This is a genomic window from Vibrio olivae, from assembly GCF_042428525.1.
In the GTDB taxonomy this organism is placed as follows: Bacteria; Pseudomonadota; Gammaproteobacteria; order Enterobacterales; family Vibrionaceae; genus Vibrio; species Vibrio olivae.
In genome coordinates this window covers 38,761-53,588 of sequence record NZ_JBHMEP010000003.1, presented here as the reverse complement: position 1 = coordinate 53,588, position 14,828 = coordinate 38,761, and the positions used below count along the sequence as shown (strand labels likewise).

Sequence of the window (14,828 nt, the reverse complement as noted above, 5' to 3'; positions counted from 1 at the left end):
CAATACTGCGTATTTTACTTTTTTTAGAATAAATAATTGAATAATCCGCTAACTTACATAGAATTTAACCATGAGTTCAAGCTCATATCTCATCTTAATTTTGGATTAATTATTTGCTAGGAGGCGCAACATGAAACATCTACATTCAAAACGTTACGTTTGCGCTTCTACTATGGCCATCAATACCAAGATGGACATCGTATCATCACGTACCCAAGCCTCAGATCTATCTCGAGATTTTGGTTCAGATAAACCCGCAAACTAATTAATCCGTAACCTCGAAGGCTGCGGAAGATGGCAGCCCAGAAAGAGCGTTATTCCCCTTTTTATATCTGAGACTGTCATTATTCCCAGCATTATTTCTGGAGAAATAATAATGACTCAATCTGTATATTTAAAATTAGCAATTATCTTAGTTCGTATCGATATCAAACATGAAGAACGAGTTTGGCGAAGTAAAGTTCGACGTAGTGTTCATGATATTCCATGGACAAACGAGCATTTACTTAAGGATATTGGTTTGCAAATGGATGGTCGTCCAATTGGTTTTTCTGAGCCTCCAGCACTCACCGCTCAACGTCGTGTTCGTCATCTTCGTCGAATATTAAGTGCGCGAATACCGACGTAATACAAGCGGGGCAGGCGAAATGCCTGCCCCGCTACTGATTAAGGGCAAGGATTCGAGTAGACCGTATTAATCTCTTCGATTTTCTGCAGCAGTTCTTGGTTCAACTGCACATCTAAACTGTCGATATTGGCTTTCAACTGTTGCATCGTTGTCGCACCAAGAATGGTTGAAGCAACAAATGGACGTTGGTTCACAAAGGCTAACGCCATCTGGGCTGGATCAAGCCCAAATTCTTGGGCTAAATCAACATAAGCTTGCGCCGCGGCGACACCTTGTGGTTTTGAATACCGTTGGAAACGTTCAAACAAGGTTAACCGGGCACCCGCAGGCCGAGCACCGTTTGCGTATTTTCCGGATAGCATGCCCATTGCCAGCGGTGAATAGGCCAACAGTTCAACACCTTCAAAGTGGCTAATTTCTGATAAGCCAACTTCAAAGCTGCGGTTGACCAAGCTGTAAGGATTTTGAATTGAAACAATGCGCGGTAAATCGTGTTTTTCAGCCAACCTTAGCAAGGTCATAACCCCCCAAGGGGTTTCATTGGAGACGCCGATGTAACGGATTTTCCCGGCTTTGACCAGTTCGCCTAACGCGTCTAAAGACTCAATTAAGGTAACTTCTTCTTTGCCTTCAGGCGTCGGGTAGTTGAGCTTGCCAAAGGTATTGGTTTGTCGTTGTGGCCAATGTAGCTGATAAAGGTCGACATAGTCGGTTTTTAAACGACGTAAGCTATCATCGATGGCTTGATGGATGTTGCGTCGGTCTAAACTGAGGTTATCACGAATGTAGGGAACGCTGCGGGGACCGGATACTTTCGTTGCCAATACCACCTTTTCACGTTTTCCGCTCTTCTCTAACCAGTTCCCTATATACTCTTCCGTTAATCCTTGAGTTTCCGCTTTCGGTGGAACCGGGTACATCTCAGCCGTATCAATAAAATTAATACCACGCTCTAATGCGTAATCAAGCTGGCGAAAGGCATCGTCTTGGGTATTTTGTTCACCAAAAGTCATTGTGCCTAAACACAGCTTACTGATTTCCAACGTTGAATGAGGGAGCTTAGTGGTTTGCATGTCACTTCCTTGATCAATGTGAATTGTGTTGACCCCCACTATATGTGAATTATCAGAGAGATGGGAAGCGGTTAAGCACAAATTCGCATTTATTATCAGCTTAGCTACACTTTGGTTGGAGGTGGCATTATGCACAAGTATCAGTTAACCAAATGGCTGCGTGGCGAACATAAAGGTGATGGGCAAGGCCCAAAAGTGTTCTTAATCGGCTGCTCTGATCTTTCGAGTTATCTCTTGGCTGTTGAATATAAGCAACGTGTAGAGCCCGTTAAGCAAGACTCTCGTCCGGTGCACTTTACCTCATTAGAACAAGCTAAAGAGGCACTTCAGAGCATGGGGGTAGGGCACGCCTATTTACGTTTGCATAACGCCTACGATGAATGTGGCAGTGGTCAACACGTGGGTTATTGTGAAATCGAATTACCTTTGTCCACTCATTGATCACTTGGTGCGTGAACATAATGTTGATTGAGGATTTGCTCGGTAAACTGAGTACGTAAATAGAAACCTCTGGGTCTGGTTTTGATAATGCGACCGCTGGCTCCGTATGCTTCTGTCAGGGCTTTGCCATTTGCTGCTTTTGGTCTTAGCTGCATGACTTCACCGTGTTTAGCTGTAATCTGCTCGACTTCGCCTAGTACGATCATCTCCATCAACTCTTCCCAATCTTGTTTCAATTGCTGCTCTTGTTTCAGCGAAGGAGACCATAAAAGCGGTGAGCCGACTCGCCTCTCTGCCAGTGGTATCTCGCGCTCTCCTTCCACTGGAATCCAGAGAATCCGAGATAACTTATTGCGTACATGGCTTGTTTCCCAAGTCAAACCATGAACACCCACTAACGGCGCGACACACACAAAGGTTGTTTCTAATGGTTTACCACTGTAGCTAATGGGAATGCTTTTGAGTTCGATACCGAGCTTTTCAAAATCTTGCGTTGGCTTGCTACCCGCCACTGCGCCTAAGTGCCATTCGAGCAATTGCCCAACCCAGCCTTTGTCGCGTTTCAGGTCTACAGGGACAGCCATCGTGGCTTCTTGTGCGAGCTGTTCAAAAGTACAGCCTGCGATGTCAAATGCACGTTGCAATAACTCTTGTTCGGTCTTTGGCTCTGGTTTCATTACCGTATTTAAAATCGCAAAAAACGTAGTGTATCAGAAATGCGGGAAACAGCGGATCGGTCTACTGAGTAAATAATGATCAAACCGCATAAAAGATCAACATTTAACGGGTTATCCACAGAATTGAGAGAATGTCTGACCCATTTGAGCAATGCTGGATCAATTAACAGGGGTTGTAAGCGATTAAATTACTTGAAATTTGGCGTTTTTTGCGAAAATTGTACTGAGTGGTGTGGATAAAACCATGGTTGATGGATCTTTGACCGATCTGTTGTGAGGGTTGTCTCTCGCGTTGTGAATTTTGAGAGTCTGAGCGGAAAAATTAAATAACTTTATGTTTTTACTTAATTTTGGTCGTCTATGTTTTTAATTTGTATTTAGGTCAATTACTCAAACTAAAGTTAAAGATCGCTTATTTGTGAATTTTTCACATAGTTATACACAGAAAAGGTGAATAAATGTGGCCTATGACGCATTTGTGTGTTGATAACCTCGAATGGGATTAAAAGTTATCCAACAACTGTCGACGGCATCATAAATTATTGGTCAATAAGGTCAGGATGTTTGCTCCTGTTGGGGATATGTGGAAAAATCACGGGTATTAAGATTTTATTAGAGGTTGGCCAGTGATAGATGGCGATGGTTACCGGTTAAATGTCGGGATTGTGATTTGTAACAGCCATGGTCAGGTCTTCTGGGCAAAACGATACGGACAACACTCATGGCAATTTCCTCAGGGGGGAATTGATGATGGTGAAACTCCTGAACAAGCAATGTTCCGGGAGTTGTATGAAGAGGTTGGTCTTACTAAAAAAGATGTAAAGATCGTCGCTTCGAGCCGACATTGGTTAAGGTATAAACTACCAAAACGTTTGGTTCGCTGGGATTCTAAACCGGTCTGTATTGGCCAAAAACAGAAATGGTTTCTGCTGCGTTTGGACTGTGATGAAACACGAATCAATATGCAAAGTGGAAATGCGCCTGAATTTGATGGTTGGCGATGGGTAAGTTACTGGTATCCTGTACGGCAAGTTGTGTCTTTTAAGCGCGATGTATATCGCCGCGCCATGAAAGAGTTTGCATCCATGGCAATGCCTTTTAAAGAGCGCAAGGCAAAAGGTAAACGGAAAAACCGAAGAGGATAAGAATAGACATGCTTTCGCAGCTTAGGGATATCGTTGAAGAGGTTTCAAAAGTTGAAGACGTGCATCAAGCGTTGGAGATTTTTGTTAAACAAACCTGTTTGGCGATGCACACCGATTGTTGCACAGTCTATTTAGCGAATGAACAAATGCATCGCCTTGAACTGATGGCCACACAAGGCCTTAAGTTCAAAGGCGATGAAATCCATATCGATTTTAATGAAGGCTTGGTGGGCTTGGTCAAACGCAGTGCCGAGCTTCTTAACCTTGCCGAAGCATCCAAACATCCAAACTTTAAATACTTCTCTGAGCTGGGTGAAGAAATTTACCAAAGCTTTCTAGGTACGCCGATTATTCATCGTAAGCAAGTGCTTGGTGTGTTGGTTGTCCAGCAAAAAACACCGCGCCAGTTTGATGAAATCGAAGAATCATTTTTAGTGACCTTGGCTGCGCAGCTGGCGGTTATTGTGGCGCACGCCCAAACTCAGGGCGCTTGGCGGTTAGAGAAAAAGCAACAAGAAGTGATTGGCATTCCGGCTTCGACAGGGATCGCTATTGGGAATTTCTGGTGGGATGACACTCAGCCCGAGTTATCTCATGTTTATCCGGCCTCTACCGTGGATGTCGATAAAGAGCATGAGTGGCTATTACTTGCGATTGAAGCGGCGCTGGCTGATTTTCGCCGAATGCGTAAAAAACTCGATAGTGAAATTCATAAAGAAACGCTGGCGATTTTTGACCTTTTTACTCACTTGCTCAACGACCCTATGCTCAGGAAGGATCTGAAAGCGCAGATTCAAAAAGGGGATCGTGCGGATTGGGCATTGCGCCAAGTGGTTGAGTCTTACTCTAATCGGTTTGCGAAAATGTCCGATGTCTACTTGCGAGAGCGTGCGCAAGATATTCGAGAGCTCGGACAGCGTCTGCTTTATTTCCTCTACAATACCGAACATGAAGAACGCGAACTGGATAAGCCAGTTATTCTCGTCGTTAGGGAGCTCACGGCCTCTCTACTGGCGTCGGTTCCTAAAGATAAGTTGTTAGCCGTCGTCTCTCTAGAAGGGGCGGCAAATTCGCACGCTGCCATTTTATCTCGTGCATTAGGTATTCCTGCTGTCATGGGGGCGAATTTAAGCCTTAAAGCGATCAACGGCCGTAAGGGCGTGGTTGATGGTTACAGCGGTAAAATCTTTGTTTCGCCAAACAAGCAATTACTACGTGCTTACAAAGCTCTGTCTCGTGAAGAGCGGCAGCTGACCAGTTTGGTGAATGAGCAATCCGACGAGCCTGGAGCGACTCAAGACGGCACGCGTATTGAGATGATGCTCAACTCTGGCTTGAGCGCCGATGCCAATATTGCCATTAATCAAGGCGTTGACGGCGTTGGTTTGTATCGCACCGAGTTTTCTTTCCTCCTTCAACATCGGTTCCCCTCAGAAGAGGAACAAACGCAGCAATATCAGTCAGTGCTCAACAGTTATCCTGACAAAAAAGTGGTGATGCGAACCTTGGATGTGGGAGGCGATAAACCGCTGCCATATCTTCCCATTGAAGAGGACAACCCTTTCTTAGGCTGGCGTGGTATTCGCTTTACACTGGATCATCCTGATATCTTTTTAATTCAAATCCGTGCGATGTTACGTGCCAGTGCGCAGTACCAAAATCTGAGTATTTTGTTGCCGATGGTTTCGGGCGCCCAGGAGTTAGATGATGCCATGGCGATCATTGACCGCGCTTATCAGGAAATCTCTAAACTGGATTCGCGAGTCAAGAGGCCGCAAATAGGGGTCATGGTTGAAGTCCCCTCCATGCTGTATTTACTTCCATTGATCGCAAATAAACTTGATTTCGTTTCGGTGGGGACGAACGACTTAACCCAATACTTATTGGCGGTTGATCGTAACAATGCACGTGTCGCTTCGGTTTATGAAAGTGTTCATCCATCGGTTGTGTTGGCGCTGCAACATATCTACACCACTTGTGAAAGTTTGAAGCTGCCGGTATGTATTTGTGGCGAGCTGGCCGGTGATCCGATCGGTGCGTTGCTGCTTGTTGGGCTCGGTTACCGCACGTTAAGTATGAACACCTCCAATATTGCGAAAGTAAAGTACTTGCTAAGAAACAGCCAACTTTCTGAATTAGAATCCCTTGCTCATCAAGCGTTAAAGCAGCCATACGGTAAAGATATTTATGCTATGATGCAGGCCTTTTTTGAACAGAAAGGATTTGCTGGCTTTATTCGGGCCGGTAAAAAATAGGTACTTAGGTGGGTGTAGAACTGCTGGTTTTACTGCTATTGCTTGGCGCATTTGTGGGAACGATGGCCGGGTTGCTGGGAATTGGTGGCGGGCTGATTGTGGTGCCTGCTCTGGTATTTATCCTACCACTTGCCGATATTGATCCTTCTGTTAGCATGCAAATCGCTCTGGCGACCTCTCTGGCCACCATCATCATCACTTCTGGTTCTTCAGCGCTGAACCACTTAAAGCTCGGTAATGTCGACATGTTTGTCATTAAATGGCTAATGCCTGGCGTGATCGTTGGTGGCTTTGTCGGCGCCAATATTGCCGAGTGGGTTCCATCTCAATACCTACCGAAACTCTTTGGCATTATTGTGCTTGCGCTTGCTATTCAAATGTTGGTATCCATAAAAGCCGTCAAAGTTCGGCCGATGCCGAGCGCGCTGGTGACGATATTAAGTGGTGCGGGTATTGGTATGATTTCCAGTTTGGCAGGTATCGGTGGGGGATCGTTATCCGTGCCATTTTTAAATCGACATGGCGTCGAAATGCGTAAGGCTGTTGGTTCATCATCGGTCTGTGGCTGTGTCATTGCCATCTCCGGTATGCTTGGGTTTATTGTGCATGGTTATCACTCTAGCGCGCTTCCGCCCTATAGCGTTGGTTATGTGTATTTACCTGCATTACTGGCGATTGCTGCATCGTCGATCTTTACGACTCGATTGGGCGCGAAGCTCGCTACCAACATGCCGACAGGGCAGTTGAAAAAAGTCTTTGCCGTATTTTTACTGTGTATTGCGGGAACTATGCTCGCTTAACTCCATCTTATTATCGAAATCAATAAATTAAGAGTAGCTTTTATGTCTCAGGGATATATGGAATTTCCGAATATCGACCCGGTTCTCGTATCAATTGGTCCTTTGTCCATACGTTGGTATGGACTGATGTATCTGATTGGTTTTGCCTTTGCATTATGGTTGGCGAATCGTCGAGCGGATAAACCGGGCAGTGGGTGGACGCGCGAACAGGTGTCTGACTTACTGTTTGCCGGATTCCTAGGTGTGGTTATTGGCGGACGTATTGGCTACGTGCTGTTTTATAACTTTGGTTTGTTTTTGGACGATCCGTTGTATTTGTTCAAAGTTTGGACCGGAGGAATGTCATTCCATGGCGGATTACTGGGCGTGATTACGGCGATGATGGTGTACGCGCGAAAGCATGGGCGTACTTTCTTTGGCGTTGCCGATTTTATTGCACCGTTAGTGCCTTTTGGGCTCGGTATGGGAAGGCTTGGAAACTTTATGAATGGCGAACTTTGGGGACGAGTGACAGACGTGCCTTGGGCGATTATTTTCCCAAATGGTGGTCCTTACCCACGTCACCCTTCTCAACTGTATGAGTTCTTTCTCGAAGGAATCGTACTATTCATGATTCTGAATATCTTTATTCGTAAACCAAGACCGTTAGGTTCTGTTTCCGGACTATTTTTGATGGGTTATGGAACGTTCCGCTTTATTGTAGAATACTTCCGCGAACCAGATGCTCAGCTTGGTTTGTTTGGTGGATTTATCTCAATGGGACAAATTCTGTCATTGCCGATGGTGGTGCTTGGTTTAGCGATGATCATCTGGTCATATCGCCGCGGTTTATATCAAGACGTGAACGTCAAAACTAATCAAAAAGCAGTAAAGTAAGGTGTTGAAGTGAAACAGTATTTAGATCTTTGTCAGCGCATCGTTGACCAAGGTGTTTGGGTTGAAAATGAACGTACGGGCAAACGCTGTTTAACTGTCATTAACGCCGACCTCAGTTATGATGTTGAAAACAACCAATTTCCGCTAGTCACCACGCGTAAGAGCTTTTGGAAAGCAGCGGTGGCTGAGCTGCTCGGTTATATTCGTGGCTATGATAATGCGCAAGATTTTCGCCAGTTAGGCACGAAAACTTGGGATGCGAACGCCAACTTAAACCAAGCTTGGTTAAATAACCCATATCGTAAAGGAGATGACGATATGGGCCGAGTTTATGGTGTTCAAGGGCGCGCTTGGGCTAAGCCTGATGGTGGGCACATTGATCAACTTAAGAAAATTGTTGATGACTTGACCCGTGGTATTGATGATCGAGGAGAAATTCTCAATTTTTACAACCCTGGCGAATTTCATATGGGTTGTTTGCGTCCTTGTATGTATAGCCATCACTTTTCGTTGCTTGGTGATACGCTCTACCTAAACAGCACTCAGCGTTCATGTGATGTCCCTCTTGGACTGAATTTTAATATGGTTCAAGTGTATGCTTTTCTGGCGATCATGGCGCAGATCACCGGTAAAAAGGCCGGCGTTGCTTACCATAAAATTGTCAATGCGCATATTTATGAAGATCAACTGGAGTTGATGCGTGATGTCCAACTCAAACGTGAACCGTTACAAGCGCCGACATTTCACATTAATCCTGATATTCGTTCACTCGAAGATTTAGAAACTTGGGTGACCCTTGATGACTTTGATGTCCAAGGTTACGAAAGTCACGAACCGATTAAGTATCCATTCTCGGTCTAATCTTTGATACAAACAAAAAAGAGCCCCAATGGGGCTCTTTTTATATCTGATATCTGCGCGTGACTTACGCACTTAAAGCGAGGATTACGCCTGGAATCAGAACGAAGACGGACACCAGGTATCCGGCAACAATGGCTTTATTTTTTACCGCCATGTCCGAGATATAATCTGCGCCTTTCAGTGGTAGTTCGCGTAGGAACGGAATACCGAAGATAAACAGAGTTGCCAAAATATTAAAGGCTAAGTGCACTAAGGCAATTTGTAGTGCAAATACGGCAAACTCACCAGATACTGCCGTAGCCGCGAGTAAGGCGGTGATACAAGTACCGATGTTGGCACCTAGAGTAAACGGATATACTTCACGCACTTTCAACACGCCAGAGCCAACCAGTGGCACCATTAGGCTGGTGGTCGTTGAAGACGATTGGACCAGTACTGTGACAATGGAACCGGAGACAATCCCATGGATTGGGCCACGGCCAATTGCATTTTTTAGAATATCACGAGCGCGGCCGACCATCAGGCTCTTCATCAATTTACCCATGACGGTAATGGCGACAAAAATAGTTGCGATACCCAGTAGAATCAGCGCAATCCCGCCCACGGTGTCTCCAAAGGTGTGCAGCGGCTCTTTAATCGCGCTAACAACAGGTTTAGTGATTGGTTTAACAAAGTTAAAACCTTTCAAACTCATATCACCGGTTGCAAGTAGAGGAGATACTAACCAATGGGAAATCTTTTCCAAAATACCAAACATCATTTCGAGTGGCAGGAAGATAATGACAGCCAGTAGATTGAAGAAGTCATGAATCGTAGCACTCGCAAACGCGCGCTTAAACTCTTCTTTACAGCGGATATGGCCTAAGCTGACCAAAGTGTTGGTGACGGTGGTACCGATGTTCGCCCCCATGATCATCGGGATGGCCGTCTCGACAGGGAGACCGCCAGCGACGAGGCCAACGATAATTGATGTTACGGTACTGGATGATTGAATCAGCGCCGTTGCGACTAAGCCAATCATTAATCCTGCAACGGGATGTGAGGCAAATTCAAACAGTACTTTTGCCTGTTCGCCTGTTGCTAATTTGAAGCCACTTCCAACCATAGATACAGCCAGTAGTAGCAGGTATAACATGAATGCCAAGTTTGCCCAGCGCAGCCAGCGCGTGCTTGATGCCGTTGGGGCTGCAGTTGTCGCTTGGTTCATCATAATCTTCTCCGTGGACCCACGTTACAACTTGTGGGTGGGTAATTATAAACTCGAGGCGATAGTAGAGATGAAATATTTCAGTAATATGACAATTTGTTATCATCAAGCGACTTTCGAGTTTTTTGGAGAAAGTACACGCTGTTGCTTGGCTTATTTTAATTTTAATTTATTGATTTAAATAGTTATTTTCTTGGTCTTTAAAATTGTGATTTAAGCCATTTTTTGGCAATTTTTTTCGATTTAGGCGGTGACTTTCAATCTTTTTGGCCATGATATTGTCATATAACTTATGATAAGGTTTCGCTATTACCTGTTTTTGTGGCTGGTAACTTCGTTTATTACGAAGTTAATGCTGTCATCTTGTTATTAAAGCGATAAATCTTTATGTCCCATTTGAACTATAACCACCTTTATTATTTTTGGATGGTGTGTAAGCAAGGGTCGGTCACCAAGGCGGCTGATGCGCTGTTTTTAACCCCACAGACGGTGACTGGGCAAATCAAAGCGTTAGAAGAGCGTATGTCGGGTAAGCTCACTAAGCGTAATGGGCGCACATTAGAGCCCACAGAGCTTGGACAGTTAGTGTTTAAATATGCTGATCGCATGTTTGGCTTAAGTTACGAGATGCTCGATATCGTTAATTACAGCCAACGCTCTAATATGCTGTTTGATGTCGGTGTGGCGGATGCGCTGTCTAAACGTCTGGTCAGTAAAATTTTGATGACCACGGTACCGGATGATAACAGTATTCACTTACGCTGCTTTGAGTCGACCCATGAAATGCTGTTGGAGCAATTGTCTCAACATAAATTGGACATGATTTTATCCGATTGCCCAGTGGATTCCAGTCAAAGCCCTGGGCTCTATAGCAAGAAACTGGGAGAGACATCGATGAGTTTTTTCTGTTCTCGAGAAATGAACGACGTCGTATTCCCCCAAGATCTAGAACTGCGTAAATTGCTGATACCAGGAAGCCGGACGTCTATGGGGCGTAAAATTCTTCAGTGGTTTGATAAACAGGGTCTAAGCCCCAATATTTTGGGAGAGTTTGACGATTCTGCATTGATTAAAGCGTTTGCGCGTTATCACCACGAGGTGATCTTCTTGGCGCCAACACTGTATGCTGCAGAAGTTAAAGATGAGCTACCTCTTAAACAGATTGCAAAGCTTAACGATCTCAAAGAAGAATATTACGTAATTTTTGCTGAGCGTATGATTCAACATCCTGCAGTGAAAAACGTGTGTGACGCAGATTTTCATGATCTATTTGAAACATAAGTTTATTCAGTGAATGAGATCGATTATTATCACAATTACTATTTATCAATTTATAAAACGCATGTTCAACTTTGGTTGGTGTGCTGAAAGGTGTCATTCCAAGAGGTTAATCACTACATGAACCTACAAGAGATGGAAAAGAACTCAGCCAAGGCGGTAGTGCTGCTGAAAGCGATGGCAAATGAGCGCCGCTTGCAGATTTTATGTTTATTGCATGACAGCGAACTGTCGGTCGGGGAGTTGTGTGCCAAGTTGTCGTTAAGCCAGTCGGCTTTATCACAGCATTTAGCTTGGCTGCGCCGTGATGGGTTAGTGAATACTCGCAAAGAAGCCCAGACGGTGTTTTACACCTTGAGCAGTGGTGAAGTAAAAGAGGTCATACAGCTGCTGCATCGTCTCTATTGTGAGTAAATAAAGAAGAAAATTGCAGCGTTAGAAAATAAAAAAACCGGCCTAGGCCGGTTTTTCTTCTCTGAGAATCAAAGCGAAATTATAGTGCTTTGATACGTGCAGTGAAGCGAGACTTATGACGAGCTGCTTTATTCTTGTGAATAAGGCCTTTAGTTGCCATACGGTCTAAAATCGGTGTAACTACAGCGAATGCAGCCGTTGCCGCTTCTTTGTCGCCTGCTTCAATAGCAGCAACAGTTTTCTTCATGTAAGTGCGCATCATAGAACGACGGCTAGCGTTGTGCTGGCGACGTTTCTCAGCTTGGATAGCGCGCTTCTTAGCAGATTTACTATTTGCCAAGGGTCTAACTCCCAAAAACTTTAGTTCGGTGACATTTTAAGGGCGAGGAATATCCCCTATTTGCTCTTAAATGTCAAATGATTTGTGCAAAAACCCATCGAGCCCAAACAAATTTTGGATTCAAAGGCCTTCACGGTTAAGATGGCGGGGATTCTAACAGTATTTTTTTTCCAATGCTAATACTTATCTGCTCTTCTCGATGACTTAATGTCTTTAGGGCAGTTTCTTCGGCTGTGTTTATTTTTGAGGTTACTGTGAGTAAAGGTCTGCTCAAATCCGGCGCGATAGTCAGCGCCATGACGTTGGTATCACGAGTTTTAGGGTTAGTACGGGATATTGTGGTCGCCAACTTAATGGGGGCTGGGGCCAGTGCTGATGTGTTCTTTTTTGCCAATAAAATTCCCAATTTTTTACGTCGCCTATTTGCTGAGGGGGCGTTCTCACAAGCTTTTGTACCGGTATTAACTGAGTATCATGCGCAAGGTGACCATCAGAAAACCCGGGAGTTAATCGCCAGCGCTGCTGGAACATTAGGCGTCATAGTGACCTTAGTGACCGTGGTTGGTGTGGTGTTCTCTGGAGCGATTACTGCCCTGTTTGGTGCCGGTTGGTTTATTGATTGGTTGCATGGAGGGCCCTCTGCAGCCAAGTTTGAGCTTGCCAGTTTCATGCTCAAAATTACATTTCCTTACTTATGGTTTATCACCTTTGTCGCTCTATCAGGCGCAATACTTAACACCATGGGGAAATTTGCGGTTTCGTCATTTACGCCCGTATTTCTTAATATCACGATCATTGCGGCGGCGATATTTATCTCCCCACGCTTAGAACAACCTGAAATCGGCTTAGCGATAGGGGTCTTTCTTGGTGGATTGGTTCAGTTTTCATTTCAAATTCCTTTTCTTATCAAAGCTGGCGCTTTAGTTCGACCTAAATGGGGATGGCGACATCCGGGAGTGATCAAGATTCGCACCTTGATGATTCCTGCTTTATTTGGCGTCTCGGTGAGCCAAATTAACTTACTGTTCGATACCTTTATTGCTAGCTTCCTTGCAACCGGTTCAATCAGTTGGCTTTATTATTCGGATCGCCTGTTGGAATTTCCGCTTGGGTTGTTTGGCATTGCTATCGCAACGGTGGTTTTACCTGCCTTGTCCCGTAAACATGTTGATGCTGAATCGAAAGGCTTTTCCAGCACCATGGACTGGGGCGTACGTATGGTGGTGTTACTGGGGTTGCCGGCGATGCTGGGGTTGATGGTATTGGCAAAACCAATGTTGATGGTGTTGTTTATGCGTGGTGAGTTTACGGTTCAAGACGTGCAGCAAGCGTCTTTATCATTAACGGCATACGCTTCTGGTTTGCTCAATTTCATGTTGATCAAAGTTTTGGCGCCTGGTTATTACTCACGCCAAGATACTAAAACTCCCATGAAATATGGCATTGTCGCCATGATAACTAACATGGTGTTCAATGCGATCTTTGCTTATTTATATGGCTATGTGGGGTTGGCTATCGCCACCGCGCTTTCTGCGTTCGTCAATATGGCGCTGCTGTATCGAGGCTTACATCTTCAAGGGGTATACCGAGTATCACGCCGAACCTTTGTATTTATGATTCGCCTTATTCTTGCTGGTGCTGTCATGGTGGCAGCCTTGTATTGGCAACTTGAAGATCTCACTGTATGGCTGAGTTGGGGGCTGACACAGCGTATGATCATGCTAGCGGCACTGATTGTGATGGCCGCAGTAATCTATTTATTGAGCCTGTTGATTCTCGGCGTACGTTTAAAAGATCTAAAAGCAGCGACAGACTAAAGAGGATTGTATATAATCCGTCGGTTTCACCCTTAGCCAACTCAAACGAGAAATATTTAGCAGCATCTGATGGAATTGATTCGAGGCAGACATAATATTCAACCGAGGCACCATGGCTGTGTGTTGACGATAGGCAACTTTGACGGTGTGCATCTAGGGCATCAGAAGGTGTTACGCCAAGTCAGTGAACAGGCTGCCCGTTTAGGGTTGCCATCGACAGCGATGACGTTTGAACCTCAACCGTTAGAGTTGTTTGCTAAAGATAATGCACCAGCAAGATTGACTCGCTTACGAGATAAATACGTTCAATTGGGTAAATTGGGGATTGAACGTTTGTTGTGTATCAATTTTAATGCGCATTTCGCCAATCTCAGTGCGGACTACTTTATCCGTGACTTGTTGGTCAAGCGTTTGGGTGTTAAGTTTTTGGTGGTCGGAGATGACTTCTGCTTTGGTAAAGGGCGAGAAGGCAACTTCGCAATGTTACAACAAGCTGGAAAAAAGTACGGCTTTGAAGTAGTGAATACCCATAGCTTCTGTTTTGATGAGTTAAGAGTGAGCAGTACTGCTATTCGAGATGCATTAGCGAACGACAAACTTGAAGAAGCTGAAATCATGTTAGGGCGCCATTATAGTATTAGCGGGCGTGTCTCTCATGGGCGAAAATTGGGCCGTACGATAGGCTTTCCAACGGCAAACATTCCGCTTAAGCGTCGAGTGTCTCCGGTTTCTGGAGTCTATGTGGTTCAAGCAAAAGGCATTACCGAACAACCGATTGGCGGCGTTGCAAATATCGGCAATCGACCAACGGTGAATGGAGTGCGTCAACAATTAGAAGTTCACTTATTTGACGTTCAAGCTGATTTATATGGAAAACAGCTTGAAATTGAACTTTTACACAAGCTTCGCAATGAAGAGAAATTTGCTTCATTTGAGGCACTGAAACAACAAATCGAATTGGATGCTGATGCAGCAAGGGCGTGGTTGCATCAGTTTAAACGTTGATTCCGATGGAA

Annotated in this window: 16 protein-coding genes; 12 read left to right on the top strand and 4 right to left on the bottom strand. The window is 44.8% G+C overall.

What is annotated here, in order from left to right; all coding sequences use genetic code 11:
• Positions 1-130: 130 nt before the first annotated feature.
• Positions 131-265, top strand: a complete 135-nt coding sequence (locus ACFFUV_RS13010; protein WP_390193454.1) for a hypothetical protein — start codon at positions 131-133, stop codon at positions 263-265.
• Between the two features lie 111 nt (positions 266-376).
• On the top strand, positions 377-628 hold the full coding sequence (locus ACFFUV_RS13005) for a DUF1127 domain-containing protein (RefSeq protein WP_390193452.1): 252 nt from the start codon (positions 377-379) through the stop codon (positions 626-628).
• A gap of 38 nt (positions 629-666) precedes the next feature.
• Here the strand turns inward: ACFFUV_RS13005 and ACFFUV_RS13000 are convergent, their stop codons facing one another.
• Positions 667-1,701, bottom strand: coding sequence for an NADP(H)-dependent aldo-keto reductase (locus tag ACFFUV_RS13000; protein ID WP_390193450.1), 1,035 nt, complete (start codon positions 1,699-1,701; stop codon positions 667-669).
• Between the two features lie 129 nt (positions 1,702-1,830).
• On the opposite strand from ACFFUV_RS13000, the gene ACFFUV_RS12995 reads away from it, so the two are divergent.
• A complete protein-coding gene (locus tag ACFFUV_RS12995) occupies positions 1,831-2,142 on the top strand; it encodes a DUF6482 family protein (protein ID WP_390193448.1) in 312 nt (103 codons plus the stop codon).
• Here ACFFUV_RS12995 and mutH read toward each other — a convergent pair.
• Positions 2,136-2,819, bottom strand: coding sequence for a DNA mismatch repair endonuclease MutH (gene mutH, locus ACFFUV_RS12990; RefSeq protein ID WP_390193446.1), 684 nt, complete (start codon positions 2,817-2,819; stop codon positions 2,136-2,138). The genes ACFFUV_RS12995 and mutH overlap by 7 nt on opposite strands.
• A 626-nt stretch (positions 2,820-3,445) precedes the next feature.
• On the opposite strand from mutH, the gene rppH reads away from it, so the two are divergent.
• Genes rppH through ACFFUV_RS12965 form a run of 5 tightly spaced genes read left to right on the top strand, consistent with a single transcriptional unit; the run spans position 3,446 to position 8,756 of the window.
• A complete protein-coding gene (gene rppH / locus ACFFUV_RS12985) occupies positions 3,446-3,964 on the top strand; it encodes an RNA pyrophosphohydrolase (RefSeq protein ID WP_390193445.1) in 519 nt (172 codons plus the stop codon).
• A gap of 8 nt (positions 3,965-3,972) precedes the next feature.
• The gene (gene ptsP / locus ACFFUV_RS12980; RefSeq protein WP_390193443.1) at positions 3,973-6,219 is read left to right on the top strand and encodes a phosphoenolpyruvate--protein phosphotransferase; all 2,247 of its coding nucleotides are present in this window, start codon (positions 3,973-3,975) and stop codon (positions 6,217-6,219) included.
• Between the two features lie 8 nt (positions 6,220-6,227).
• Complete coding sequence (locus ACFFUV_RS12975) at positions 6,228-7,019, top strand: sulfite exporter TauE/SafE family protein (protein WP_390193441.1); 792 nt, start codon at positions 6,228-6,230, stop codon at positions 7,017-7,019.
• A 42-nt stretch (positions 7,020-7,061) separates the two neighbouring features.
• The gene (gene lgt, locus ACFFUV_RS12970) at positions 7,062-7,895 is read left to right on the top strand and encodes a prolipoprotein diacylglyceryl transferase (RefSeq protein ID WP_390193438.1); all 834 of its coding nucleotides are present in this window, start codon (positions 7,062-7,064) and stop codon (positions 7,893-7,895) included.
• 9 nt (positions 7,896-7,904) lie between these two features.
• Positions 7,905-8,756, top strand: a complete 852-nt coding sequence (locus ACFFUV_RS12965) for a thymidylate synthase (RefSeq protein ID WP_390193436.1) — start codon at positions 7,905-7,907, stop codon at positions 8,754-8,756.
• A gap of 64 nt (positions 8,757-8,820) precedes the next feature.
• On the opposite strand, the gene ACFFUV_RS12960 is transcribed toward ACFFUV_RS12965, so the two are convergent.
• The gene (locus ACFFUV_RS12960) at positions 8,821-9,963 is read right to left on the bottom strand and encodes a Na/Pi symporter (RefSeq protein WP_390193885.1); all 1,143 of its coding nucleotides are present in this window, start codon (positions 9,961-9,963) and stop codon (positions 8,821-8,823) included.
• Positions 9,964-10,350: 387 nt separating this feature from the next.
• On the opposite strand from ACFFUV_RS12960, the gene nhaR reads away from it, so the two are divergent.
• Both nhaR and ACFFUV_RS12950 read left to right on the top strand, forming a co-directional pair.
• Entirely contained in the window at positions 10,351-11,244 is an 894-nt protein-coding gene (gene nhaR, locus ACFFUV_RS12955) for a transcriptional activator NhaR (RefSeq protein ID WP_390193434.1), read from the top strand.
• Between the two features lie 117 nt (positions 11,245-11,361).
• The gene (locus ACFFUV_RS12950) at positions 11,362-11,655 is read left to right on the top strand and encodes an ArsR/SmtB family transcription factor (protein ID WP_390193431.1); all 294 of its coding nucleotides are present in this window, start codon (positions 11,362-11,364) and stop codon (positions 11,653-11,655) included.
• 79 nt (positions 11,656-11,734) lie between these two features.
• Here the strand turns inward: ACFFUV_RS12950 and rpsT are convergent, their stop codons facing one another.
• Positions 11,735-11,995, bottom strand: a complete 261-nt coding sequence (gene rpsT / locus ACFFUV_RS12945) for a 30S ribosomal protein S20 (protein ID WP_390193429.1) — start codon at positions 11,993-11,995, stop codon at positions 11,735-11,737.
• A 254-nt stretch (positions 11,996-12,249) separates the two neighbouring features.
• Here rpsT and murJ point away from each other — a divergent pair, with 254 nt between their 5' ends.
• Positions 12,250-13,812, top strand: a complete 1,563-nt coding sequence (murJ, locus tag ACFFUV_RS12940; protein ID WP_390193426.1) for a murein biosynthesis integral membrane protein MurJ — start codon at positions 12,250-12,252, stop codon at positions 13,810-13,812.
• Positions 13,813-13,881: 69 nt separating this feature from the next.
• Entirely contained in the window at positions 13,882-14,817 is a 936-nt protein-coding gene (ribF, locus tag ACFFUV_RS12935; RefSeq protein WP_390193424.1) for a bifunctional riboflavin kinase/FAD synthetase, read from the top strand.
• The last annotated feature ends 11 nt before the right edge of the window (positions 14,818-14,828 follow it).

What these genes read in the sequence shown, in the direction of transcription:
- ACFFUV_RS13010 (WP_390193454.1), top strand. Translation starts at nt 131, where the DNA reads ATGAAACATCTACATTCAAAACGTTACGTTTGCGCTTCTACTATGGCC.
- ACFFUV_RS13005 (WP_390193452.1), top strand. Translation starts at nt 377, where the DNA reads ATGACTCAATCTGTATATTTAAAATTAGCAATTATCTTAGTTCGTATC.
- ACFFUV_RS13000 (WP_390193450.1), bottom strand. Translation starts at nt 1,701, where the DNA reads ATGCAAACCACTAAGCTCCCTCATTCAACGTTGGAAATCAGTAAGCTG.
- ACFFUV_RS12995 (WP_390193448.1), top strand. Translation starts at nt 1,831, where the DNA reads ATGCACAAGTATCAGTTAACCAAATGGCTGCGTGGCGAACATAAAGGT.
- mutH (WP_390193446.1), bottom strand. Translation starts at nt 2,819, where the DNA reads ATGAAACCAGAGCCAAAGACCGAACAAGAGTTATTGCAACGTGCATTT.
- ptsP (WP_390193443.1), top strand. Translation starts at nt 3,973, where the DNA reads ATGCTTTCGCAGCTTAGGGATATCGTTGAAGAGGTTTCAAAAGTTGAA.
- lgt (WP_390193438.1), top strand. Translation starts at nt 7,062, where the DNA reads ATGTCTCAGGGATATATGGAATTTCCGAATATCGACCCGGTTCTCGTA.
- ACFFUV_RS12960 (WP_390193885.1), bottom strand. Translation starts at nt 9,963, where the DNA reads ATGAACCAAGCGACAACTGCAGCCCCAACGGCATCAAGCACGCGCTGG.
- nhaR (WP_390193434.1), top strand. Translation starts at nt 10,351, where the DNA reads ATGTCCCATTTGAACTATAACCACCTTTATTATTTTTGGATGGTGTGT.
- ACFFUV_RS12950 (WP_390193431.1), top strand. Translation starts at nt 11,362, where the DNA reads ATGAACCTACAAGAGATGGAAAAGAACTCAGCCAAGGCGGTAGTGCTG.
- ribF (WP_390193424.1), top strand. Translation starts at nt 13,882, where the DNA reads ATGGAATTGATTCGAGGCAGACATAATATTCAACCGAGGCACCATGGC.